24 protein-coding genes are annotated in these 23316 nt (G+C 71.6%); 8 read left to right on the top strand and 16 right to left on the bottom strand.

Going from position 1 to position 23316, the window contains the following annotated elements; genetic code table 11:
• Window positions 1-113: 113 nt before the first annotated feature.
• Genes ACWGN5_RS04595 through ACWGN5_RS04585 form a run of 3 tightly spaced genes read left to right on the top strand, consistent with a single transcriptional unit; the run spans window position 114 to window position 3687 of the window.
• Window positions 114-638 (top strand): PadR family transcriptional regulator, encoded by a 525-nt coding sequence (locus ACWGN5_RS04595; RefSeq protein ID WP_225799388.1) that lies wholly within the window; start codon window positions 114-116, stop codon window positions 636-638.
• On the top strand, window positions 635-1318 hold the full coding sequence (locus ACWGN5_RS04590; protein ID WP_453511254.1) for an ABC transporter ATP-binding protein: 684 nt from the start codon (window positions 635-637) through the stop codon (window positions 1316-1318). Before ACWGN5_RS04595 ends, ACWGN5_RS04590 begins: the two co-directional genes overlap by 4 nt.
• Complete coding sequence (locus ACWGN5_RS04585) at window positions 1315-3687, top strand: FtsX-like permease family protein (protein ID WP_453511252.1); 2373 nt, start codon at window positions 1315-1317, stop codon at window positions 3685-3687. Before ACWGN5_RS04590 ends, ACWGN5_RS04585 begins: the two co-directional genes overlap by 4 nt.
• Before the next feature lie 91 nt (window positions 3688-3778).
• On the opposite strand, the gene ACWGN5_RS04580 is transcribed toward ACWGN5_RS04585, so the two are convergent.
• Complete coding sequence (locus ACWGN5_RS04580; protein ID WP_453511251.1) at window positions 3779-4747, bottom strand: hydrogen peroxide-inducible genes activator; 969 nt, start codon at window positions 4745-4747, stop codon at window positions 3779-3781.
• Between the two features lie 133 nt (window positions 4748-4880).
• On the opposite strand from ACWGN5_RS04580, the gene ACWGN5_RS04575 reads away from it, so the two are divergent.
• On the top strand, window positions 4881-5435 hold the full coding sequence (locus ACWGN5_RS04575; RefSeq protein ID WP_453511249.1) for a peroxiredoxin: 555 nt from the start codon (window positions 4881-4883) through the stop codon (window positions 5433-5435).
• A gap of 12 nt (window positions 5436-5447) precedes the next feature.
• Window positions 5448-5981 (top strand): alkyl hydroperoxide reductase, encoded by a 534-nt coding sequence (locus ACWGN5_RS04570; protein ID WP_030222466.1) that lies wholly within the window; start codon window positions 5448-5450, stop codon window positions 5979-5981.
• A gap of 55 nt (window positions 5982-6036) precedes the next feature.
• On the opposite strand, the gene ACWGN5_RS04565 is transcribed toward ACWGN5_RS04570, so the two are convergent.
• The 5 genes from ACWGN5_RS04565 to ACWGN5_RS04545 form a co-directional block, all read right to left on the bottom strand.
• Window positions 6037-6711 (bottom strand): hypothetical protein, encoded by a 675-nt coding sequence (locus ACWGN5_RS04565; protein ID WP_453511248.1) that lies wholly within the window; start codon window positions 6709-6711, stop codon window positions 6037-6039.
• Window positions 6708-8147 (bottom strand): AI-2E family transporter, encoded by a 1440-nt coding sequence (locus ACWGN5_RS04560; protein ID WP_453511246.1) that lies wholly within the window; start codon window positions 8145-8147, stop codon window positions 6708-6710. Before ACWGN5_RS04560 ends, ACWGN5_RS04565 begins: the two co-directional genes overlap by 4 nt.
• A gap of 116 nt (window positions 8148-8263) precedes the next feature.
• On the bottom strand, window positions 8264-8974 hold the full coding sequence (locus tag ACWGN5_RS04555) for an aggregation-promoting factor C-terminal-like domain-containing protein (RefSeq protein ID WP_453511244.1): 711 nt from the start codon (window positions 8972-8974) through the stop codon (window positions 8264-8266).
• Between the two features lie 377 nt (window positions 8975-9351).
• Window positions 9352-10677 (bottom strand): PhoH family protein, encoded by a 1326-nt coding sequence (locus ACWGN5_RS04550; protein ID WP_453511243.1) that lies wholly within the window; start codon window positions 10675-10677, stop codon window positions 9352-9354.
• Between the two features lie 308 nt (window positions 10678-10985).
• Entirely contained in the window at window positions 10986-11747 is a 762-nt protein-coding gene (locus tag ACWGN5_RS04545) for an isoprenyl transferase (RefSeq protein ID WP_453511241.1), read from the bottom strand.
• 110 nt (window positions 11748-11857) lie between these two features.
• Between ACWGN5_RS04545 and mgrA the strand changes: the two genes are divergently transcribed.
• Window positions 11858-12895 (top strand): L-glyceraldehyde 3-phosphate reductase, encoded by a 1038-nt coding sequence (gene mgrA / locus ACWGN5_RS04540; protein ID WP_453511239.1) that lies wholly within the window; start codon window positions 11858-11860, stop codon window positions 12893-12895.
• Between the two features lie 290 nt (window positions 12896-13185).
• Here the strand turns inward: mgrA and ACWGN5_RS04535 are convergent, their stop codons facing one another.
• Together ACWGN5_RS04535 and ACWGN5_RS04530 are read right to left on the bottom strand one after the other, a co-directional pair.
• Entirely contained in the window at window positions 13186-14682 is a 1497-nt protein-coding gene (locus ACWGN5_RS04535; RefSeq protein ID WP_453511238.1) for a DUF2079 domain-containing protein, read from the bottom strand.
• A 188-nt stretch (window positions 14683-14870) separates the two neighbouring features.
• Window positions 14871-15608 carry a prepilin peptidase gene (locus tag ACWGN5_RS04530; RefSeq protein ID WP_453511236.1) on the bottom strand — a complete coding sequence of 246 codons (738 nt, stop codon included), beginning with the start codon at window positions 15606-15608 and terminating at the stop codon, window positions 14871-14873.
• 40 nt (window positions 15609-15648) lie between these two features.
• Here ACWGN5_RS04530 and ACWGN5_RS04525 point away from each other — a divergent pair, with 40 nt between their 5' ends.
• Complete coding sequence (locus ACWGN5_RS04525) at window positions 15649-16020, top strand: DUF192 domain-containing protein (protein WP_453511234.1); 372 nt, start codon at window positions 15649-15651, stop codon at window positions 16018-16020.
• Here the strand turns inward: ACWGN5_RS04525 and ACWGN5_RS04520 are convergent.
• A complete protein-coding gene (locus ACWGN5_RS04520; protein ID WP_453511233.1) occupies window positions 15992-17242 on the bottom strand; it encodes a hypothetical protein in 1251 nt (416 codons plus the stop codon). The genes ACWGN5_RS04525 and ACWGN5_RS04520 overlap by 29 nt on opposite strands.
• A 31-nt stretch (window positions 17243-17273) precedes the next feature.
• Window positions 17274-17660, bottom strand: a complete 387-nt coding sequence (locus ACWGN5_RS04515) for a hypothetical protein (protein ID WP_453511232.1) — start codon at window positions 17658-17660, stop codon at window positions 17274-17276.
• 122 nt (window positions 17661-17782) lie between these two features.
• On the opposite strand from ACWGN5_RS04515, the gene ACWGN5_RS04510 reads away from it, so the two are divergent.
• Window positions 17783-18745 (top strand): hypothetical protein, encoded by a 963-nt coding sequence (locus ACWGN5_RS04510; RefSeq protein ID WP_453511230.1) that lies wholly within the window; start codon window positions 17783-17785, stop codon window positions 18743-18745.
• Window positions 18746-19057: 312 nt separating this feature from the next.
• Here the strand turns inward: ACWGN5_RS04510 and ACWGN5_RS04505 are convergent, their stop codons facing one another.
• From ACWGN5_RS04505 to ACWGN5_RS04480, 6 genes are all read right to left on the bottom strand, one after another.
• Window positions 19058-19681, bottom strand: a complete 624-nt coding sequence (locus ACWGN5_RS04505) for an OmpA family protein (protein ID WP_453511229.1) — start codon at window positions 19679-19681, stop codon at window positions 19058-19060.
• Window positions 19682-19690: 9 nt separating this feature from the next.
• On the bottom strand, window positions 19691-20263 hold the full coding sequence (locus ACWGN5_RS04500) for a hypothetical protein (protein ID WP_453511228.1): 573 nt from the start codon (window positions 20261-20263) through the stop codon (window positions 19691-19693).
• Window positions 20264-20277: 14 nt separating this feature from the next.
• Complete coding sequence (locus ACWGN5_RS04495) at window positions 20278-20955, bottom strand: pilus assembly protein TadG-related protein (RefSeq protein ID WP_453511472.1); 678 nt, start codon at window positions 20953-20955, stop codon at window positions 20278-20280.
• A complete protein-coding gene (locus ACWGN5_RS04490; RefSeq protein ID WP_453511227.1) occupies window positions 20952-21167 on the bottom strand; it encodes a Flp family type IVb pilin in 216 nt (71 codons plus the stop codon). Before ACWGN5_RS04490 ends, ACWGN5_RS04495 begins: the two co-directional genes overlap by 4 nt.
• A gap of 215 nt (window positions 21168-21382) precedes the next feature.
• Entirely contained in the window at window positions 21383-22270 is an 888-nt protein-coding gene (locus ACWGN5_RS04485; protein ID WP_453511225.1) for a DUF5936 domain-containing protein, read from the bottom strand.
• Between the two features lie 11 nt (window positions 22271-22281).
• Window positions 22282-23226 carry a type II secretion system F family protein gene (locus tag ACWGN5_RS04480; RefSeq protein WP_453511224.1) on the bottom strand — a complete coding sequence of 315 codons (945 nt, stop codon included), beginning with the start codon at window positions 23224-23226 and terminating at the stop codon, window positions 22282-22284.
• Window positions 23227-23316: the final 90 nt, after the last annotated feature.

The following is a 23316-nucleotide window of genomic DNA, read 5'->3' as shown; positions in this document are numbered from 1 at the left end:
AACCGACGCTCGGGCCGGACGGATGGTTGCGTGAAGGGTCGGTTCCGCTTGGTGACGGACCCAGCCGGGTCCGGCTATACATCGTGCGTATACACCGCGTGTACAGTGGTGCCATGTCCATCGGTCACACCCTCCTCGGGCTCCTGGAGTCCGGCCCGCGCCACGGCTACGACCTCAAGCGCGCCTTCGACGAGAAGTTCGGCCAGGACCGGCCGCTCCACTACGGCCAGGTCTACTCGACGATGTCCCGGCTCCTGAAGAACGGCCTGGTCGTCGTCGACGGCATCGAGGCCGGCGGCGGCCCGGAGCGGAAGCGGTACGCGATCACCGAGGCCGGCATCACCGATGTCGCCCAGTGGCTCGCCACCCCCGAGAAGCCGGAGCCGTACCTCCAGTCCACGCTCTACACCAAGGTCGTCCTGGCCCTGCTCACCGGCCGCGGCGCCGCCGAGCTCCTCGACACCCAGCGCGCCGAGCACCTCCGGCTGATGCGCGAACTCACCCGGCGCAAGCGGGACGGCGACCTCGCCGACCAGCTCATCTGCGACCACGCCCTCTTCCACCTGGAAGCGGACCTGCGCTGGCTCGAACTGACCGCCGCCCGCCTCGACGCGCTCGCCGAGGAGATCCGCCGATGAGCCCCACCCCGCTCCTGCACGCCACCGGCCTGGACAAGGCCTACGGCCCGACCCCGGCGCTCGCCGGCGCCGACTTCGCCCTCCGGGCCGGCGAGGTCGTCGCCGTCATGGGCCCCTCGGGCTCCGGCAAGTCGACGCTCCTGCACTGCCTGGCGGGCATCGTGCGCCCCGACGCCGGCACCATCACCTACGACGGCCGCGAGCTCACCGCGCTCTCCGACGGGGCCCGCAGCTCCCTGCGCCGCACCGACTTCGGCTTCGTCTTCCAGTTCGGCCAGCTCGTACCCGAGCTGACCTGCGTCGAGAACGTCGCCCTCCCGCTCCGCCTCAACGGCGAGAAGCGCAAGACCGCCGAGGCCAGGGCCGCCGAGTGGCTCGCCCGCCTGGAGGTCGACACCGTCGCCGGCAAACGCCCCGGCGAGATATCCGGCGGCCAGGGCCAGCGCGTCGCCGTCGCCCGCGCCCTCGTCACCGCCCCGCGCGTGATCTTCGCCGACGAGCCGACCGGCGCGCTCGACTCCCTCAACGGCGAGCGGGTCATGCGGCTCCTCACCGACGCCTCCCGTGACACCGGCGCCGCCGTCGTCCTCGTCACCCACGAGGCCCGGGTCGCCGCCTACTCCGACCGCGAGGTCGTCGTACGGGACGGCTCGGTACGGGACTCGGTGTGGGCCGCATGAGCCCCGGCACCTGGGCCCGCGACCTGACGCTCGGCGCCCGCTTCGCGGTCACCGGCGGCCGCTCCGGCCTGCTCCGCACCGTACTGACCGCGACCGGCGTCGGCTTCGGCGTGGCCCTGCTGCTGCTCGCCGCCTCCTTCCCGAACATGCTCTTCCAGCGGGAGGTGCGGGAGTCGGTCCGGGCCGTCGACGGCAGCGAGGAGGTCACCTCGCCCCGCCCCGACTCCTTCCTCCACCTGAGCCGGACCACCGTCTACCGGGACGACGTCGTCAGCGGACTGCTGCTGCGCCCCGAGGGCGACGCGCCCCCGCTCCCGCCGGGCGCCCCCGCCTTCCCCCGGACCGGCGAGATGCTGGTCTCCCCCGCACTCGGCGAACTGCTCGACTCCCCCGAGGGCGCCCTCCTCAAGAAGCGGCTCCCCTACGAGATCGCCGGGACGATCGGCCCGGCCGGACTCATCGGCCCCGCCGAACTCCGGTACGTCGCCCACGTCGACTTCCTCGACGCCGAGAACCTCGACGGGCGCGGCACCCGCTACGGCTGGTCGGTGCCCGAGGAACCGATGAACGCGTTCCTGATCCTCCTCGTCGTCGTCGCCTGCGTCGTCCTGCTCCTCCCCGTCCTGGTCTTCGTCGCGACCGCCGTCCGCTTCGGCGGCGAGCAGCGCGACCGGCGGCTCGCGGCACTGCGGCTGATCGGCGCGGACACCGCCATGACCCGGCGGATCGCGGCCGGCGAATCCCTCGCGAGCGCGCTCCTGGGCCTGCTCGTGGGCCTCGGACTCTTCGCGGCGGCCCGGCAGTTCGCGGGGATCTTCACCATCTGGGACGTCAACGCCTACCCCGGCGACGTCGTCCCGATGACCGCGCTCGCCCTGCTCGTCCTCGCCGTCGTCCCGGTCGCCTCGGTCGTCGTCACCCTCTTCGCGCTGCGCGGGGTGGTCATCGAACCGCTCGGCGTCGTCCGCACCTCCACCCCGCGCCGCCGCCGGCTGTGGTGGCGGCTGCTGCTGCTCGCGGCCGGCGTCGCCTTCCTCGTCCCGCTCATCGGCGACGTGCGGGCGAACCAGACGAGCATCGACAGCGTGAGCGTCGTGCTCGGCACGACACTCGCCCTGACCGGCCTCACCACGCTGCTGCCATGGCTCGTCGAGGCCGGCGTGAAGCGGCTGCACGCCGGTCCTGTGGCCTGGCAGCTCGCGGTCCGCAGGCTCCAGTTGAGCAGCGGCACGGCGGCCCGCGCGGTCAGCGGAATCGTCGTCGCGGCGACGGGGGCGATCGCGCTCCAGATGCTCTTCCAGGCGATGGAGAACGACTTCACGAGCCCCACCGGCGAGGACACCTCCCGCGCCCAGATCGCGATCGGCGCCGACGCCAGGACCGCCGAGGAGGCCCGGGGGATGATCGACCGCCTGCGCCGGACCGAGGGCGTCGCCGGCGTGATCGGCGTCGTCGAGTCGCGCGTGTGGCGGCCCGGCCCCCTGAAGGGTGGCGAGGAGTTCTCCCCGCAGGCCTCGCTCCGGGTCGGCGACTGCGCCTCCCTCCGGGAGTTCGCGACGCTTCCCTCCTGCGCGGACGGCGACGTGTTCGTCTTCCTCGCGCACGGCCGACAGGGCAACCCGGACGACTCCCTCGTCACCAGGACCGCCCGGCCCGGCGCCACGGTCGCCCTGCGCGACCCGCATCCGCACCCGAGCGCGCCGCAGCGCCCGAAGGGCGCACCGCTGCCGGAGTGGCGCATACCCGCCGCCGCCAAGGTCGTGGACTCCCGGCCGGATCCGACGGGCATGTACCAGTACGGCGTCCTCGCCACCCCTGCGGCGATCGACACCGCCGGGCTCGACGAACCCGACGCGCAGGCCATGGTCCGGCTCGACCCTGCCGTGCCGGACGCCGCCGACCTCGTACGGAACACGGCGGACGCCATCGATCCGACGTCCTGGGTGCGCACCCTCAAGGACACCGAGCGCGACGCGGCGTTCTCCAGCGTCCGCACCGGCATCCTCGTCGGCTCCACCCTGACGATGCTCCTGGTGGCGGCCTCGCTCCTGGTGGCGACCCTGGAGCAACTGCGGGACCGCAAGCGGCTGCTGTCCTCGCTCGTCGCCTTCGGCACCCGCCGCTCGACCCTGAGCTGGTCGGTGCTCTGGCAGACGGCGGTGCCGATCCTCCTCGGACTCGCCCTCGCCGTGGCGGGCGGCCTCGGCCTCGGGGTGGTCCTGCTGAGGATGGGCGGTCAGCGGGTGAACGACTGGTGGGTCTTCCTGCCCGTCGTCGGGATCGGCCTCGGTCTCATCGCGGTGGTGACGCTGCTGAGCATGCCGGTGCTGTGGCGGCTGATGAGGGCGGACGGACTGCGCACGGAGTAACCCGTCGTTCGTATGTGCGAGAGGGGCGTCGGCTCCTGGCACCGGGGGGTGTCAGGAAGCCCCTCACCCGTACGAGAGCGTCCGTACGGGCTCAGGCGCCCAGCACCCGTACGGGAAGCCCCTTCATCGCCCCGCGCAGGGCCGCCGCCAGCTCCTCGAACTCGGCGTGCCGGGCCGCGCCCGTCCGCATCGCGAGGGCGATCCGCCGCGAGGGCGCCGGCTCGGCGAACCTTCCGGTCCACAGGGCGGTGTTACGGGCGGTCTCGACGGTCACGGCGGTGCGCGGCAGCAGGGTCACCCCGAGGCCGCCGGCGACGAGCTGGACCAGGGTGGCGAGCCCGGCGGCGGTGGTGGTGACCTCGGCGCCGTCGGTGCGACCGGCCTCCCGGCAGATGTCGAGGGCCTGGTCGCGCAGGCAGTGCCCTTCGTCGAGGAGCAGCAGCCGGAGCTCCTTGAGGGCCTCGCGCGGGATGTCGTCGCGCCCGGCAAGGGGGTGCCCCTCCGGGGTGACCAGGACGAAGTCCTCGTCGAAGAGGGGGAGTTCCGCGATGCCGGGCACGCCGAGCGGCACGGCGAGCAGCAGCAGGTCGAGCCGCCCGGCGGTGAGCCCCTCCAGGAGCGAGGAGGTCTGCTCCTCGTGGACCTGGAGGTCGAGCTCGGGGTAGCGGCGGTGGACGAGCCGCAGCACGGTGGGCAGCAGATACGGCGCGACGGTCGGGATCACGCCGAGCCGGAGGACGCCGGTGAAGGGGGCCTGGGCCGCCTCCGCCTCCTCCATCAGCTCCGCGACCGCGTCGAGGACGGCCCGGGCGCGGACCGCGAGCCGCTCCCCCGCGGGAGAGAGCAGCACCTTCCGCGTCGTACGCTCGAGGAGCTGGACACCGAGTGCCTCTTCGAGGGCCGAAACCGCGCCCGAGAGTGCAGGCTGGCTCATGCCGATGGCGGCCGCCGCATCACGGAAGTGCAGATGCTCTGCGACCGCCGCGAAGGCTCTGAGCTGCGAAAGGCTGGGCTGCTTGCCTCGGTGCGGGCCGTGCGGGGTGCTGTACCGGGATGCCACTGATAACCACCTTCGATCAACACGACCCACTCTAGCTATTTCACTGATCAATGCACTCCGTGCCATGCTGTGGGCCGTCCAACCCCTCACGGAAGACCCCAAAAGGGCACCTTCCACCCTGCAAGGAGAGCGCGTGCTCACTGTCGGTGACAAGTTCCCCACCTACGACCTGACCGCCTGCGTGTCGCTGGAGAGCGGCAAGGAGTTCGCGCAGATCGACCACAAGTCCTACGAGGGCAAGTGGCGCGTGGTGTTCTTCTGGCCGAAGGACTTCACCTTCGTCTGCCCGACCGAGATCGCCGCGTTCGGCAAGCTGAACGACGAGTTCGCCGACCGCGACGCCCAGATCCTCGGCGTCTCCGGCGACTCCGAGTTCGTCCACCACGCCTGGCGCAAGGACCACGCCGACCTGCGTGACCTGCCCTTCCCGATGCTGGCGGACTCGAAGCACGAGCTCATGAGCGACTGCGGCGTCCGCGGCGAGGACGGCTTCGCCCAGCGTGCCGTCTTCATCGTCGACCCGAACAACGAGATCCAGTTCACGATGGTGACCGCCGGCTCCGTCGGCCGTAACCCCAAGGAGGTCCTGCGGGTCCTCGACGCGCTGCAGACCGACGAGCTCTGCCCGTGCAACTGGAACAAGGGCGAGAACACCCTCGACGCCGCCGCGCTCCTCGCCGGCGAGTAAGGGCGACCCGACATGGCTCTCGACGAACTGAAGTCCGCCATACCGGACTTCGCCAAGGACCTGAAGCTGAACCTCGGTTCGGTCATCGGCAACAGCGACCTCCCGCAGCAGCAGCTGTGGGGCACCGTCCTCGCCTGCGCGATCGCCTCGCGCTCGCCGAAGGTGCTCAAGGAGCTGGAGCCCGAGGCCCAGGCCAACCTGAAGCCCGAGGCGTACCAGGCCGCCAAGTCCGCCGCCGCGATCATGGCGATGAACAACGTCTTCTACCGGACCCGGCACCTGCTGTCGGACCCCGAGTACGGGACGATGCGCGCCGGCCTGCGGATGAACGTCATCGGCAACCCGGGCGTCGAGAAGGTCGACTTCGAGCTGTGGTCGCTGGCCGTCTCCGCGATCAACGGCTGCGGCCAGTGCCTGGACTCGCACGAGCAGGTCCTGCGCCAGGCCGGTGTCGACCGCGCCACGATCCAGGAGGCCGTGAAGATCGCCGCGGTGATCCAGGCGGTCGGCGTCACCCTCGACGCGGAAGCGGTCCTCGCCGAGTAGGCGGGACCCGTCGTACGAGAAGGGCCCCGGGGCTTCGCGCCCCGGGGCCCTTCCGTCATTTCTTCAGCTCCGCCATGAGGGCCAGCATGTCCTGGGTCATGGGGACGTCGATGCCGGAGAGGTCGATCTTCTTGCCCTCCCCGAGCGGGCGCCCCTGCGCGTCGGTCGAGTACTGCCGGTAGATGTTGAGCGCGATCTCGGCCTGCCCGTCGAGGATCCTGAGGTCCCCGCCCTCGCCGCCGCTGTCGTTGAAGTAGGCCTGCTCCCCGAGACCGCCGATCGGCGTGGTGAGGTCGTAGTACTTCGACCGGGCCGCGAACTCGGGCCCCGGGTCGGTCACCTTGTGCAGGGTGTACGTGAGGGAGGCGCTGTACCCGGCGTCCGGATCACCGTAGGTCATCTGGCAGGACGCCTCGTACACCGCCGGATCGTCCATCTCGGGCCCGAGGCCGTCCTCGCCCCGCTTGCCGAGGATCCCGCCGAGCGCCTTCAGCTTCGCCACCCCGCAGATGTCCACCTTCGCGGCGTACCCGCCGAGGTCCGTGCCCGGTTCCCTCTTCTGTCCGTACGCGTAGAGCCCGCCGCCCCACACGGCCGAGGCGAGCACCGCGCCGCCGAGCGCCCACAGCCAGGGGCGGCGGGCCCGGGGCGGGCGCGGCGGCGGCGCCTCGGTGAGTACCTCGGGGTCGTCGAACTCCGTACCGCCGACCAGCTCGGGCTCGGATATCACTTGGCCTCCCCTTCGGCGGCGCCCGGCGCCGGGACCGGCGCCACGGCGAAGGCCGTCGCCCCGCGCGGCTCGGGGGTGCTCCGGAGCGCCTGTTCGGTGCTGTACGCGCGGAGGTAGCCGACCACCGTGTTGAGGACGGCGACCAGCGGTACGGCGACGACGGCGCCGCCGATTCCGGCGGTGAGGCCGCCGGCGGCGACGGCCAGGACGACGGCGAGCGGGTGGACGCGGACGGCCCGGCCGAGGATGAACGGCTGGAGGACGTGGCCTTCGATCTGCTGCACGGCGAGCACGACGACGAGCACCATGAGGGCGGTGAACACGCCGTTGGTGACGAGGGCGACGACGCAGGCGAGGGCGCCGGAGATGACCGCGCCGACCAGCGGGATGAAGGCGAACAGGAAGATGAAGACGGCCAGCGGCACCGCCATCGGCACGTCGAGGAACCACAGTCCGAGGCCGATGAAGACGGCGTCGATGAGGGCGACGAGGACGGTGCCGCGGACGTAGGCGGTGAGGGTGCGCCAGGCGCGGGGTCCCGCGCCGGCGACGCCGGGCCGGGCCTGGGCGGGCACCAGCTTGAGCGTCCACTCCCAGACCTTCTTCCCGTCGTAGAGCAGGAAGAGGGTGCAGAACATGGCGAGCAGGATGCCGGTCATGGCCTCGACGATGACGGTGACGCCCTGGAGTCCGGCGGAGGTGATCTGCTCGGCGTTGGCGCCGATGGCCTCGCTGAGGTTCTTGGCGATGTCGTTGATCTGCTGCTCGGTGACGTGGAACGGGCTGTCGAGCAGCCAGTGCTTGAGTTCCTCGATGCCGTCCTTGACGCGGTCGGACAGGTTGTCGATGTTGTCCATGACCTGCCAGACCACGAACCAGCCGACCAGGCCCATGACGACGAAGCCGGAGACGGCGGTCACGGCGGTCGCGAGCCCGCGGGGCAGGCCCTTGCGGCGCAGCATGGCGACGGTGGGCTGGAGCAGCGCGGTGACGAGGAGCGCGGCGACGAAGGCGAGGACGACCAGCTGCACGGAGCTGATCACCTTCATCAGGACCCAGACCGTGCCGGCCAGGACGAGCAGCCGCCAGCCTGCCTCGGCGGCCACGCGCATGCCCCAGGGGATGGCGGCGACGGGGTCGGGGCGGGCGGCGACGGCCGGCGCGTACGAGGGGGGTGCGGGGACGGAACGGCCCTGCTCGGCGGGGCCGCTGTCCGCCGCGGCGGCCGCGGGCTCCGGGAGCGGCGCGGCGGTGTCGGGGTCGACGTCGGGCCGTACGGGGGCGGTCGCGGCCGCGGCCTCGTACGGGACGTCGGACACGTACGGCGGTCCGAGCGGGTCCTCCCGCTCCGCCTCGGCCCGGCGCTCGTCGAGTCGTTCTCCCATGCGGCTCAGGCTCTCGCCCAGCCGGCCCAGCCAGCCTGGCACTCCGGACATCACTTTTCCTCTTCCCCCGCAGGTCCCGCCCCGCTCGTATCTCCTCGCGAACCTACACGCAAGAAGCCCCTCACCGTAGGACGGCGAGGGGCTTCCGGAGGTTGAGCGCGCTGGGACTAGTACCAGCGGTTGGCCTGCCAGAAGGACCAGGCACCGCACGGGCTGCCGTAGCGGCTGTCCATGTAGTTGAGGCCCCACTTGATCTGGGTGGCCGGGTTGGTCTGCCAGTCGGCGCCGGCCGAGGCCATCTTGTAGCCCGGGAGGGCCTGCACGAGACCGTAGGCACCCGAGGACGGGTTGGTCGCGCGGTAGTTCCAGCCGGACTCGTGGTCCACGATGTTGCTGAAGCACGAGAACTGGTCGGACGGCATCATCTGCCGGGCCATCGCCTTGACTTCGGCGATGCTGTAGGAGCCCTGCGAGGCGAAGGAGCTGGCGCTGCGGATGGAGGAACGGTTGGCGCGCTCCTCGGCCTCCTTGCGCTCCTCCTCGGCCTTGGCCTCGGCGGCTGCCTTGTCGGCGGCCTCCTTCTTGGCCTCGGCGTCCTTGGCGGCGCGGATGCGGGCGGACTCCTCCGCGGACTTCTTCGCGGCGGCGTCGGCGGCGGCGGCCTGGACGTCGGCCTGCTCCGCGAGGGACGAGACCTGTACCTGGGCCTGCTCCCCGGCGGGGATGTCCGCGAGCAGCGAGGTGTCGGCCGCGGTGGCCTCGAAGTTGTCGTCCGAGGGCTGCGCGGCGTTGCCCGTGGCAACACCGGCGATGGCGCCGACAGTGGTGACCGCAGTGGCCGAAGCCACCGCGAATCCCCGGACCGAGATCCGGCTCACACGGTTTCCTTCCAGCACGTCCGCACAGGTGACCACGCGGGCGAAATCTTGCCCCTGGCACTGGTCTCCGACGTACGGGGTCACAGAAGACACGGGCCCGTGGTGCTGTGGGCGGCATACGGCGACGGCTGTGGAGTTGTGTGGTGCTGTGCGCACCCCTGAGGGTGCACGTGTGCCGTATGCGGGGCCTGACGGAAGCAAGACTCTGCCGGACGGTGAGGCCGCAAGGCAATTCCGTGTTGCGTGTGAAAGCTCACACCTCGGTGGGCGCAGGTGTTTTGACGGATCCACGGGACAGCAGGGCGCCGCCCGGCTAAGCTCCTGCGCTTTGCCGGGCGGCGCCAACTGTCTTACCCGTACAGACGGGTACGAATCGGTCAGAGCTGATTGTCCTCCAGCATCTCCGTCACGAGCGCGGCGATCTGCGAGCGCTCCGAGCGGGTGAGCGTGACGTGCGCGAAGAGCGGATGCCCCTTCAACTTCTCGACCACGGCGACGACTCCGTCGTACCGGCCGACCCGGAGGTTGTCGCGCTGGGCGACGTCATGGGTCAGGACGACCCGCGAATTCGCCCCGATACGGGACAGAACGGTCAACAGGACGTTCCGCTCCAGGGACTGGGCCTCGTCCACGATGACGAAGGCGTCGTGGAGGGAGCGGCCCCGGATGTGGGTGAGCGGCAGGACCTCCAGCATCCCGCGGCCGAGCACCTCCTCGATGACCTCCCGGCCCGCGACCGAGGACAGCGTGTCGAAGACGGCCTGGGCCCACGGGCTCATCTTCTCGGACTCGCTGCCCGGCAGGTACCCGAGCTCCTGGCCGCCGACCGCGTACAGCGGACGGAAGACCATCACCTTCTGGTGCTGACGGCGCTCCAGGACCGCCTCCAGGCCCGCGCAGAGCGCGAGCGCCGACTTGCCGGTGCCGGCCCGGCCGCCCATGGAGATGATGCCGACGTCCGGGTCGAGCAGCAGGTCGAGCGCGATCCGCTGCTCGGCGCTGCGGCCGTGCAGCCCGAAGGCCTCCCGGTCGCCGCGGACCAGGCGTACGTTCCCCTCGGCGGTGACCCGGCCGAGCGCCTTGCCGCGCTCGGACTGGAGCACCAGGCCCGTGTGGACCGGGAGCTCGGCGGCCTCGGGGACGTACAGCGTGTTCTGCTCGAAGAGCAGGTCGACCTGCTCGCCGGAGAGCGCCAGCTCGGACATCCCGGTCCAGCCGTTGGCGTCCGTGATGGCGAGCTCGGCGCGGTACTCCTCGGCGAGGAGCCCGACCGAGGAGGCCTTGATGCGCAGCGGCAGGTCCTTGGAGACGACCGTGACGTCGTACCCCTCCGCCTGGAGGTTGCGCGCGACCGCGAGGATCCGTGAGTCGTTGTCCCCCAACCTGTAGCCGGCGGGCAGGACGCCGGGGTCGGAATGGTTGAGTTCGACACGCAGGGTGCCGCCCAGGTCCCCGATGGGGAGCGGGGCGTCCAGGCGTCCGTACCGGACCCGGAAGTCGTCGAGCAGGCGCAGCGCCTGCCGGGCGAAGTAGCCGAGCTCGGGGTGGTGCCGCTTGGCCTCCAGCTCCGTCACGACGACGATCGGGAGCACCACCTCGTGCTCCTCGAAGCGCGAGACGGCGTTGGGGTCGGCCAGCAGGACGCTGGTGTCGAGAACATAGGTGCGCCGGTCGGAAAGGCGGCGCTTCGTGCTGGTCACCACGGAAGGACAGACCCCCTCTGAAGACCCCTGTGAGGTCGGGGTGCGACGGAACCGGTGTCGCTGCGGAATGGGACCGGGCTCAGGCCGCGCTGCGCGGGCCGAACCACGGCCCTCCGCTTCTCCCGTACGTGTTCCGCACGGTCGTCCTGGTGCAAGGGGCCTCCCGGGTGGCGGTCTCCGTGCCGCTCACTTCACTGGGGATATGCCCTCGAACAGCCCTTGCCATGCCATGGCATATGACGACGTGTTCATGAACACGAGGTGATCGATTCCGACCGGGAATGTCCGGGTGGCGTGACCGCTGCCGGTCAGGTGCCGTAGCGCCGGTGCCGCGCCGCGTAGTCCCGCAGCGCCCGCAGGAAGTCGACCTTGCGGAAGGCCGGCCAGTGGACCTCGCAGAAGTAGTACTCGGAGTGGGCGCTCTGCCAGAGCATGAACCCGGAGAGCCGCTGCTCCCCGCTGGTCCGGATCACCAGGTCCGGATCGGGCTGGCCACGCGTGTACAGGTGCTCCGAGATGTGCTCGACGTCGACGATCTCGGCGAGCTCCTCGAAGCTCGTGCCCCGCTCCGCGGCCTCGAGCAGCAGCGAGCGGACCGCGTCCGCGATCTCCTGCCGGCCGCCGTAGCCCACGGCGACGTTCACGAGTATCCCGGTGTTGCCGTGGGTGGCCTGCTCGGCCTCCTTCAGCACCGTCTGCGTACGAGCGGGCAGCAGGTCCATCGTGCCGACGTGGTGGACCCGCCAGCGGCCGTCGGCGGCCAGCGCGCGCACCGCGTTCTCGATGATGCCGAGCAGCGGGACGAGCTGTTCCTCGGGGCGGTTCAGGTTGTCCGTGGAGAGCATCCAGAGCGTCACGACCTCGACGTCCGTCTCGGCACACCAGCCGAGCAGCTCCTGGATCTTGTCCGCACCGGCCTTGTGTCCCTGCTCGGGGGTCCCGCCGGACGCCTTGGCCCAGCGACGGTTCCCGTCGAGGATGACCCCGATGTGCTTGGGCACCTGGGTGTGGTCGAGGCGGCCTTCCACCCGGCGTGCGTAGAGCCCGTACACCAGGTCGCGCAGGTTCACTGTTCTTTACCCCTCCATGCAGTGTCGGCCCCCGAAGCCGCCACACTACTGCGGACGGGCGACGGGCTCCCAGCCCGGGACTGTCACAAGTCCGTGATAAGCAGAGATACGTGACTGATTCCCCCCTGTACCGCGCCTCCGCGGACCGCTACGACTCCATGGAGTACCGCCGCACCGGCCGCAGCGGACTCAAGCTCCCGGCGATCTCGCTCGGTCTCTGGCACAACTTCGGCGACGACCGCGCGCTCGACACCCAGCGCGCGATCCTGCGCCGCGCCTTCGACCTCGGCGTCACCCACTTCGACCTGGCGAACAACTACGGGCCGCCGCCCGGCTCCGCCGAGCTGAACTTCGGCAAGATCTTCGCCCAGGACTTCGCGCCGTACCGGGACGAGCTGGTCGTCTCGACGAAGGCCGGCTACCTGATGCACCCCGGGCCGTACGGCGAGTGGGGCTCCCGCAAGTACCTGCTGTCCTCGCTCGACGCCTCCCTGAACCGGATGGGCCTCGACCACGTCGACATCTTCTACTCGCACCGCTTCGACCCGCACACCCCGCTGGAGGAGACGATGGGGGCCCTGGCCTCCGCCGTCCAGCAGGGCAAGGCGCTGTACGTCGGCGTCTCCTCGTACAACAGCGAGCAGACCGCCGAGGCCGCCCGGATCCTCAAGGACATGGGCGTCCCGGCCCTGATCCACCAGCCCTCGTACTCCATGATCAACCGGTGGACCGAGGAGGACGCCCTCCTCGACACCCTGGAGGCGGCCGGCATGGGCTGCATCTCCTTCGTGCCGCTGGCGCAGGGGCTGCTCACCAACAAGTACCTGAAGGGCATCCCGGAGGGCTCGCGGGCCACCCAGGGCAAGTCCCTCGACCCGAACCTGCTCTCCGACGAGGTGCTGCGGCGGCTGCGCGGCCTGGCGGACATCGCCGAGCGGCGCGGGCAGTCCCTCGCCCAGCTGGCGCTGTCCTGGGTGCTGCGGGACGAGCGGATGACCTCGGCGCTGATCGGCGCGTCCAGCGTCGCCCAGCTGGAGGAGAACGTGGCGGCCCTGCACGCGGCGCCGCTGTCGGAGGAGGAGCTGAAGGAGATCGACTCCTTCGCCGTCGACACCGAGGGCACGAACATCTGGGCCGGCCGGGGCTGACGCGCCCCGGAGGGCAGTCGGAGCACAAAAAACGGGCCGGTCCGTGGGGGGGATACGGACCGGCCCGAGGGGGGGTTTCCACCATAACCCTTCGATAGTCGTGTTGCGCGCCACGTGCGCCGAACGAACCCCGCCGGATGGGCCGGATCCCAGGCGGCACAAGGGGTCCGGGGCCCCGTGGCGGGTTTGCGCCCCGGCGTGGCGGCGGAGTTCCGTCCCTCCGAAGAGGGACCGCCCCCCAAGGGCGCGACGTTGACGCGACCGGCCCGGCGGGGCGGCTTTCCGGCAGGTCAGGCCTCCGGTCGCCGGTGCAGCAGGGTGATGCCGTCACGGCGGGCGACGACCTCGTAGCCGTACGTCCCGGTCGCGGCCTCCAGCTCGGCCAGCTGCCGCTCCAGGGGGTAGGGCCAGTGGCCCGAGGGGTACGGCCAGGCCTCGGGCGCCCGCTCGTCGTGGACGATCCACGCGGCGGTCGGCGCCGGGAGGCGCGGGACGTCGTGGCGGTAGAGCTCGCCGTCCACCGGGAACGTCGGGAAGAGGACGACCGTGCAGCGCGCGGTGAGCTGCGGCGCGAGCCGGTTGGAGGCGGCGACGGTGGCGCCGTCGGGGATGCGGGCGAGCAGCGCGCGGGCCGCCCGCACGTGCGGCGTGGTGTGCCAGGTGGCCCGCTGGGCGAGCTGGGCGAGGGGGAAGGACGGCAGCAGGACGGCCGTCACGACCAGCACCGTCGCGAGGACGGCCCGCAGCTCACGCCGGTCCGGGGCTCGTCTGCCCAGCACGTCGACGAGACCGGCGAACACGACGGGCATGAGGATCGCGCTGTAGTGGAACGCCGTCCCCCAGTGGAAGCCGTTCTCGGAGAGCAGCCGCCAGCCGAGGGTGGGGACGGCGATCAGGGCGAGCGGTGAGCGCAGCGCCAGCAGCGCGGACGGGGCGAAGACCAGGATCAGGGTGACCCCCTTGACCTCGGGACGGAGCATGTCGAGCGGGGCGTGGGCGAGGGTGGAGAGCAGGGAGCCCTGCGCGTCGGCGAGGTTGCCGCCGTGGGCGTAGCCGCCGCCGGGGTTGAAGGCGGGCAGCAGGACCTCGACCTCCAGGACCGAACCGAGGACGCCCGCCGCCAGCGTGACGAGCCCGAGGCGGCGGGGCCCCTTGAGCGCGATGTAGGCGCCGACGGCGGCGAGCGTGAACCCCAGGTCCTCCTTGACGAGCAGCAGCGGCGCCGCCCAGGCGGCGGCCCGCCCCCAGCGGCGCCGGGCGAGCGCTTCGAGGGAGAAGGACAGCAGCGGGACGGCGAGCGCGACCTCGTGGAAGTCGAAGGCGGCGGCGGAGGCGATGCCCCAGCTCAGCCCGTACCCGGCGGCGACGGTGTGGGCGGCGGCGGGCCCGAGCACGTCCCCGGCGCGGCGGGCGAGGGGGACGACGGCGACGGCGAGCAGCGCGGACTGGGCGAGGAGCAGACAGAGCGGGGAGGGCCACAGCCGGTAGAGCGGGGCGAGCACGGCGAGCAGGGGGTGGAAGTGGTCGCCGAGCAGGTTGAATCCCTCGCCGCGCAAGGGGGCGACGGGCGCCCGGAGTTCGGCGTAGGCGCGGACGGCCTGCTCGAAGATGCCGAGGTCGTAGCCGGTGGTACGCAGGAGCTGGTGGCGGCGCACGGCGACGGCGGAGTAGAGGAGGAAGAGCCCGCCGGCCCAGACCCAGGGGATGAGCGCGGGGCGGCGGTACCAGGGGGTGGGGCGCGCGGGCGCCCTGTCTCGTACGGGTGGGTCGGTCGCAATTGTCCGCATGTGCGGCGATGGTAGGGCCTGCCCTTCGGGTCTGGCCGGATTAGAGAGCGGTGTCTGGTGCGTGCGATCGCAAGGCGGAGGAGGTCGACAATGGCGGAGCCATGGCGGCCGACGACAACGCGGCGAGCGTGCGTGCCAGACACCGCGAGCCCGGCCGGACCCGAAGGGCAGGCCCTAGGTGCGGGTTTTCAGGGAATGGCGGTGAACGCGCCGAGGAAGAGGCCGAGGAGGCCGCCGCCGAGCATGAAGGGGCCGAAGGGGATCGCCGAGGACCGGTCGGCGCGGCGCAGCAGGACGAGACCGAGGCCGTACACCGCGCCGAGGAGGAAGCCGGCGAAGGCCCCGGCGAAGAGCACCCCCCAGCCGTACCAGCCGAGGGCGGCGCCCAGCGGGACCGCCAGCTTCACGTCGCCGAGGCCGAGCTGGCTCGGGTTGATCCGGAACAGCACCAGATAGGCCCCGCCGAGGACGAGCCCGCCGAGCAGCGCGTGGATCCAGGATCCAGCGTCGTACGGAAGGAGTTCGGCGCCTCCGAGAAGGAGCGGTACGGCGACCGCGAGCGGCAGGGTCACGGCGTCCGGAAGCCGGTACACGCGCGCGTCCACGCAGGCGAGGAGCACGGCGAAGGGCGCACCGAGCAGCCAGACCGCGAGCTCCGGCCGCGGCCCGCCGGTGGCGGCGGCGAGCGCCGCGCAGGCGAGGGCGGTGAGCAGCGGCGCGAGGAGCGGGCTCGCGGTGGTCGCGCAGGCCTGCCGTCCGGGCCCGCCGAGCCAGCCGCCCCCGGGGCCGAGGAGGACGTGCCCGGCGGGGCAGCGGTCCCGCCACGGCTCCTCCGGCTCGACGGAGAGGCGGTACGCGGCCCGGGGCACGAGCAGCCCGACGGCGGCCCCCCACAGGGCGGCGACGGCGATCAGGGTGACGTACACGGACGAGACCCTAGGCGCCCGGACCGCTACGGTCTGCCGCATGGGGAAATGGGCGGACGGCACGGGGACGTTGAGGGTGGCAGCACGGGAGGTCCCGCTGGAGGTGGCGGCCTCGTACCGGGCACGACGGCGGGGCCTGCTCGGCCGCGACGGCATCGCCGGGGCCCTGCTGATCACCCGGACGAACAGCGTGCACACCTTCGGCATGCGGTTCCCGATCGACGTGGCCTATCTGGACGGCTCGTTCACCGTCCGGTCCGTGGTGACGATGCGGCCGGGACGGCTCGGGATGATCCGGCCGCGCGGCCGGCACGTCCTGGAGGCGGAGGCCGGCGCGATGGCCGGATGGGGTCTTGAACCGGGCGTACGCGTGCGCGTGGACCTCACGGGGGCCCCGAACCGAGGAGCGTGAACGCCCCGTACACGCCGGAGGCCAGCGCCAACCCGGCGAGGACGGGCACGGCGATACGGCTCCGCACGCGCGCGAGGGCCACGGCGGGCGGCAGCAGCAGCCCGAACGCCGGCATCATCAGGCGCGGCCGGGAACCGAAGTAGGCGGCGCCGACGAGGGAGACGAACACGACGCCGATCGTGTACACGAGCAGCGGCAGCGGCTGCCGCTGCCGCACGCACAGGACGATCAGCCGGCCGAGGAGCGCGAGCGCCGCGCACAACCCCAGGGCGGCGGGCCAGGGCAGCCCGGCGATGAAGCGGGCGAGGGCGACACCGCCGTCGATGGAGTTGCCCCAGGCGGCCTGGACCTCGAAGTACGCGGTCGGGCTCCCCTGACGGACCCCCACGTAGGCGACGTACGCGAGCCAGCCCAGCGGGGCGATCAGCACCCCGGCGACCGTCCGCGGGGGCAGCCGCCGTTCCCGTACGAGGGCGACGAGGGCCGTGATGACGAGGGCGGCGATCAGCGCGGCGGCCGTAGGCCGGGTGAGCCCGGCGGCCGCGCACAGGACACCGGCGAGGATCCAGCGCCCGCGGAGCACCGCGTACAGGGACCAGGCGGCAAGGGCGGTGAACAGCGTCTCCGTGTACGCCATCGACTGGACGAACGCGGTCGGGTAGACGCCCCAGAGGACGGCGAGAAGCACACCGGCTCTCGCACCGAAGACGTGCGCACCACACCGGTGGATGCCCCAGGCGGCGGCGAGCCCCGCGGTCCAGGAGACGAGGAGCCCGGCGGTGGCGGCGTCGACGGGGAGGACGGCGCACAGGCCGCGCTCCAGGGCCGGGAGGAGCGGGAAGAAGGCGAGGTCGGAGTGGACGTCGCCGTTGGGCAGGGTGACCTGGTACCCGTACCCGTGCTCGGCGATCCGCACGTACCAGACGGAGTCCCAGCGCCCCTTGAGCCGGTGCAGCCCGTCCTTCCCGGTGACGCCGGCCGCGACGGCGAGGACGACGAGCCCGACGATACGGGCGGCGGCGTACCCGCCGAGGGCGGCGAGGGCGGGGCGGTCGGGAAGGAGCCGACGGGGGCGGTTCGGGGCGGGCTCGGCCGACTCGGAGCGGGACGGGCCGGGGCTGGACGGTCCGGTGGGAGTCGGATCGGTGGGAGTCGGATCGGGGGGAGTCGAATCGGGGGGAGTCGAATCGGGGGGAGTCGGATCGGGCCTGGTCGGGGGCATGCGCCCGATTATCCCGGGGTCCCCCGGGGGCTCACCCGAGGGGCCTTATGCGGACGAACTTCGCGGCCATGACCGGACCGAGCTGCTCGACGATGGCGTGCCCGGGCTCCTGGGGCGAGGGCAGGTCACCGAGGAAGGAGGTGACGATGACCTCGTCGATGCCGAGGACACCGCGCGCGCTCTGCTCCTCCAGGAAGTCGAGCGTGCGACGCCAGTCGGCGGCGCCGGGGGCCTCGCCGAGGAAGGAACGGACGGTGTCCTGGACGACGTCCCAGAAGAAGACGTGCGGCAGGACACCGCCCTGATGGAAGACATGGGTCTCGTACGCCCCTCGGAACTCGGGGATCCGGGTGACGAGATCACTGACCAACTGCATGCTCGGAGCGGTGTTCGGGTTCACGCCCGGGGTCGCCGTCATCTCCCCAGAATGCTCCTGCCCGAGGCATACGTCTCGCCGGATTTACGCTTTCCTGGCGACGTCTTTCGCCGGGTTTTCCACAGGGGGTGCGAAGTGTCCCTCTTCCGTGGATCGTTGGGCGTATGTACGAGTTGGCGATCCTCGCCAGGGGCGGGGTCCTCCTGACGGTCTGGGCGGTCGCGGCGGGCTGGCCGCCGGGCCGGCTGGCCGGACGGCTGCGCCGCGACGGCTGGCAGCGGATCTGCCGGGGCGCGTGGGCGGCCCCCGGGAGGGAGGTGGACTGGCGGCTGAGGGCGACGGCCGTCCAGCTCCTGCGCCCGGAGCTGGTGTGCAGCCACGGGACGGCGGCGCGACTGCACCGCATCGAGGTGCTGGAGTCCCCGTCCCGGCGCCTCGACTTCACGGCACCGCCGAGGACGGGGGCGTCGCGCGGCACGGGTATACGGATCCACACGACGACGTTCCTGACGGACGGGGACAGGTCCGTCAGACGGGGCCTGCGGACGACGACCCCGACGCGGACGGTCGGCGACCTGATACGGGCATCCGCCACCCGGGAGGAGGCGGTCGTCGTCGCGGACTCCGCACTCTCCCGCCGGGTGGTGGAAGGGGTACGGCGCGAGCCCCTGGTCCGGTACGGCGAACTGGCCGCCGAACTCGCCGCACCCCGCCGGGGAGCCGCCCGCGCCCGCGCCTGGCTGCGCCTCGCGGAACCGGCGTCGGGCTCGCCGGCGGAGACGGTGGCCCGGCTGCGGATGGGCGACACGGGCCTGGTCCCGGAGTGCCAGCCGACCCTCCTCACGGCGGACGGCCGCCCGCTGCGCCCGGACTTCCTCTTCCGCACGGCGGGCCTGGCGGTCGAGGTGGAGGGCTACGCCTTCCACGGCACCCGCCGCGCCCACGAGCGGGACGTGGCCCGCTTCAACGCCCTCCAGTCGTGCCGGGAGGTCCGCCGGGTGCTGCGGTTCACGGCACGGGAGGTGTTCCAGCACCCGGAGCGGATGACGGCGACGATCAGGGCGGCGCTCGAACTGAGCCTGTCGGAGCCCTTGTCACGAGAGCTCACGGCTGGGGAAAAGGATTAGCCCAAAGGGGAGTTGCATTCGGGGCCGAGGGTGTGGCTGCGGGCGGGGTGACACAGGTGGGCGGGGACGGGGTAGGCGGGGACCAGGTGGGCGGGGCCAGCGCACCGACGGGGCCGGGGCCGATGACCAGTCGACCCGGCCCTGACCACGTCACCCAAACGGGCCGAGGCCTCCGGGCACGCCCGGATCGTCGTCCACGCGGGAAGCTGGGGGGGGTGACGGCGCTGGTTCCGGCGGGGCCGGGCAGGGCGGCCCGAAGCTTGAGCTTCGAGGTTCGGGCGGTGATCCACGGCCACGCGCCCTGCCGGCCGCTCACGGCGTGGGGGACGTGGACGTGGTCCGGGGGAAGGAGATCTCGACGCGGCGGTTCTTCTTGCGGCCCTCTTCGGTGCGGTTGTCGGCGATCGGGTAGTCCTCGCTGTAGCCGCGGATGTCGAAACTCGTCCCGGGGTCGAGGGCCCGCGCGAGCACCTGCTGGACGGCCACGGCCCGCTCCTTGGAGAGCTTGAGCCCGTGCTCGTACGTGCCCAGGTTGTCGGTGAACCCGAAGACCCGCACACGGCCGGAGCCCATCTTGTTGATCTCGGCGGCGATGGCGGCGATGCGGGCGGTGGCGTCGGGCGAGAGCTTGGCGCTGTTCTTGGGGAACAGCACCTCGGCCTGCAGCGCGAACGTCACGTCCACGTTGGTGTCCTGCCGCCGCTGCTGGCCGCCGTCCTCCTCGACGATCTGCTTGATGTCGAGGACCTTGGCGGGGGCGAGGGTGGCGCCGTCGGGGAGCATCAGGCCGGGCGAGGTGGGATCGATGACGGGCGCGGGCGAGGAGGTACCGGCGGGCCCGGGCCCGTCATCGGCGTACGCGACGGGCCCGACGAGCGGACCCAGGGCGACGCAGACGAGCACAAAAGCGGCGAGGCGGCGGTTTGTCGTCATCATGGCGTCGCCTCAGGAGAGCTTGAGGGTGGCGGGTTCGAAGGTGGGGAGCTGGAAGCTTACTTCGGTGGTGGAGGCGGGGGGTGCGGGGAATTGCATGAAGACGTCGACCGACTTGCCGGCCGAGACAATTCCCAGACCCGTCGTGGTCAACGGCCGCCCGTCCGTGTCCCGCAGAACGTAGTAGCGCTTCTTCCCCACACCATCCACAAGGGTGGCTCCGCCGAGAGATGTGCCGTGCTTCAGCACCTCCGTCTCGTCCCCTCTCACGTTGTCCGGAACGGCGCGCCCCTTGTCGGAGGTGTTCTTCAAGGTTCCCTTGAGTGTCAAGAATCCACCGGCATCGCGCGCTGCCGAGGTGATGGTGAGCTCAAACCCATCCTGCCCCTTGGCGACCGCCAGCGTCTCCGCCGGCTCCTCAACCGGCTGAGTCCCTGGCGTGTTCGCATTCCCTTGAGTCGCAGACGTCGTCGCTTCCGGCTTGTCCGCCTTCGGTTTCTCCTCGGCCGCGCAGCCGACCGCGAAGATCGCCATTGACGCAACCGCTAGGGAGGCCAACCCCTTTCGCGCATACCGAACATCCATGAAGGGCGCTTCCTTTACTCGTTGTCGCCGGTCAGTCGAACAGTGAAGAGGTCTGCGGCACTCGGCAGTGTCGGGTCATGGGGATCGATGCTCCAGGCTTCACCATCACAAGTGAGGCCGACAATCGGCTCGTCGCCCTCGTCTGGCTCCTCACCCGGATCCGTGGGGTCGGGATTTGATTCCGGGCCTTCGGAGCCAGGCTCCTCCTCTGCAGTAAACGTGCACTTCGGCTCGATCACAGCCTTCGCAGACGCCGTGGCATGCCGGGCCTCAGTTCCCGGGACGATGGAGTGCCCCACGCTTCCTGTCGTTCGCACCGTGACGCTGAAGCCTTCCCGCCCCGCAAGAAGTGGCGTACAACCGCCGTCGGGGATTCCCGCGCCGTTCATTGCAGCAAAGGCAACCGCTCGCTGGCATGCGGGGGAAACGTCGTACGCCTTCCCATGGAGGAACCCGTCCCACTGCGCGGGATCGGTGATCACCTCAAGCCAACCGGTACGCAGCTGCTCCCTGGCGTCCTGAGCTGCCGCCAGCGCAGCGGCATCTGCGGCCGTTTGAGCTCCGTTGCGAGTAGACGCGGCCTGCCCCACCGCGAAGTAGACGAAAGCAAGGAACAGCAATCCGGCGATCACGGCGATATAGACAGGAAAGGCCTGCCCTGAGTCCCGGCCTCTGGCGCCCGGGGCAGCTATCCGGTCAGCTCGGCGATCTTGTTCTTGATCGCCGTCATGATCGTCGTCCCGATATCCGTACCCGTGATGGCGATCACGATCGCCACCACCACCACAATGATCCCCAGATACTCCACCGCCGTCTGCCCGCGGTCCCCCCTCCGGCGGGTTGACCAGTCGCCCAGCCACCACACACGGGCCTTCGTCAGGGCCTTCAGGATTGGGTCGTTCATCGTGGTCCCCTCCGCGTTCGGACGCCTGCGCCTGGGCACCGTACGCCGACGGGCGGGTCGGCGGACAGGGCCCGTTCATCGGGTGGGGCCGAGGCAGCCGGTCGCGGCGATCCGGTTCATCAGCTCCACCCCCCTCACACTCTGTCCGCACTCTGGCACATCGGGTTGCGCACGCGAAGTCGTTTGCCGCGAATATGTCAGCGCAACCGCACGGTTCATTCGCCCGTCACCGACCCGAAGTCCGTTCCCGTGCCCAGGAACAGGCCCGCCCCGAGGAGGATCATCGTCGCCGGGACCATCAGGGTCGTGATCACCATCGTGGCCTTCGGGACCGCCTTCGCGGCCTTGCGGCGGGCGTTCTGGGCGTCGGTGCGCCGCATGTCGTTGGCGATCTGGATCAGGGTGTCCACGATCGGCGCCCCCAGCTCCTCCCCCTGCTGCAGCGCCGTCACGAACTGCGCCACCTGCTCGGAGTCGTTGCGTCGGCGCAGTTCGTCGAAGGCCTGGCGGCGGCTCACGCCCATGTCCATCTGGCGGAGCGTGATGCGGAGTTCGTCCGCCCACGGGCCCTCGTACTTCTCCGCCACCCGCTCCAGCGCCTGCCGGAAGCCCAGGCCCGCGCTGACCACGACCGCCAGGACGTCCAGGAAGTCCGGCAGGGTGCGTTCGATCTGGTCCTTGCGGATGCGGACCGCGGACCAGATCCCGACCTCCGTCCAGAACGCGCCGAAGGCGAGGAGCAGCAGCGCCGTCAGGTACGAGCCCTTGCTCAGCATCACCAGGCCGCCGAGCCCGCCGAGGAAGCCGTAGACCGCCCGCCTGGCCCCGTACCGGTCGATCGTCAGGCCTCCGGGGTTGCCCGCGAGGTCGATCCGGCGGCGGACCGCGTTGACGCGTTTCGGGCCCATCAGGCGGAGCACGGCCGGCGACCAGCGCATGCCGAGGCGGTCCACCGCCGAGTCGACCGCTCCGGTGCGGGTCGCGCCGACCTCCAGGGCCAGTTTGAGGTCGTCCGGGAGCTTCGCGTCCGCTCGGTACAGGCGGAGGCCGTAGGCGATGCCCGCCACGGCCAGGCCGGCCAGCAGGGCCAGGAGGAGGTCCACTTCGGCTGTCCCTACACGTCGATCTTCGAGAAGCGGCGGATGGCGGCGAAGCCCACCACGTACAGCGCGAACGCCGCGACCACCGCGGCCTGCCCGATGCCCGAGGCCGTCATGCGGTCCAGGGCGCCCGGCTGCATGTTGTCGATCAGCAGGAGCGAGCCGACCCCGATGACCGGGACGGAGTACGCCGTCATGCTCACCTGCGACAGCTGGGTGCGGACCTCGCGCCGGGTCTCCTTGCGTTCCTCCAGGGTCTCGGTGAGGTTCCGCAGCGAGGAGACGACCGTGCCGCCCGCCCTGTTGGCCAGGACGAGGGTGGTGACCAGGACGACCAGTTCTCGGGACGGGAGGCGTTCCGCCAGTTCTCCCAGTGCGTCGTCCAGGGATGTTCCTACGGCCAGCTGTTGTGCCACCTTCTCCAGTTCGTCTCCCGCCGGTGCCTCCAGTTCGTCGGCCGCCAGGCTCAAGGCCATGCGGAGGGCCAGGCCCGCCTGCGTCGCGTTGGCCAGGATCCGGGAGAGTTCCGGGAGTTGGTTGATGAACCGCTCGATGCGCTTCTGGCGCTGCCAGTTGAGGAAGCCCATCGCCACCCAGATGCCGAGCAGCCCGCAGATCGGGCCGAAGAACGGCGACAGCGCCGCCTGGCCCACCACCCACAGGACCGCCACGGTCGCCGTCAGACCGACCGTGAACTCCCCCGGCGTGATGTCGAGGCCCGTCGCCGCGATCCGCAGCTCCAGCTTCCGGCCCAGCGCCGTCTTCCGGACGCGCCGGTCCACGCCCCGGAAGCGGCGTCTGCGGCGGCCGGTCACGGCCTCCGGTTCGCCGCTCTCGTCGAGGCGGGCGACGAGGGCCGCGTGACGGCGTGCCCCGCTCGCGTACACCTGGACGCCGACGACGCCCAGTACGCACGCGAGCAGCGTCACTCCGGCCGTCAGCCAGAAGGGGTCGGTCATCGTCGCCGCTCCCCCGGCCGCCAGGTCGGGTCGTCGGCCGTCACGCCGGCCCCGGGTCGCCACGTCGGGTCGTCCGTCGTCGCCCCGGCC

It is taken from the genome of Streptomyces sp. NPDC055815, from assembly GCF_053616475.1.
Note: the sequence above shows the minus strand (reverse complement) of the source record. Positions and strands in the feature narration are given on the sequence as shown.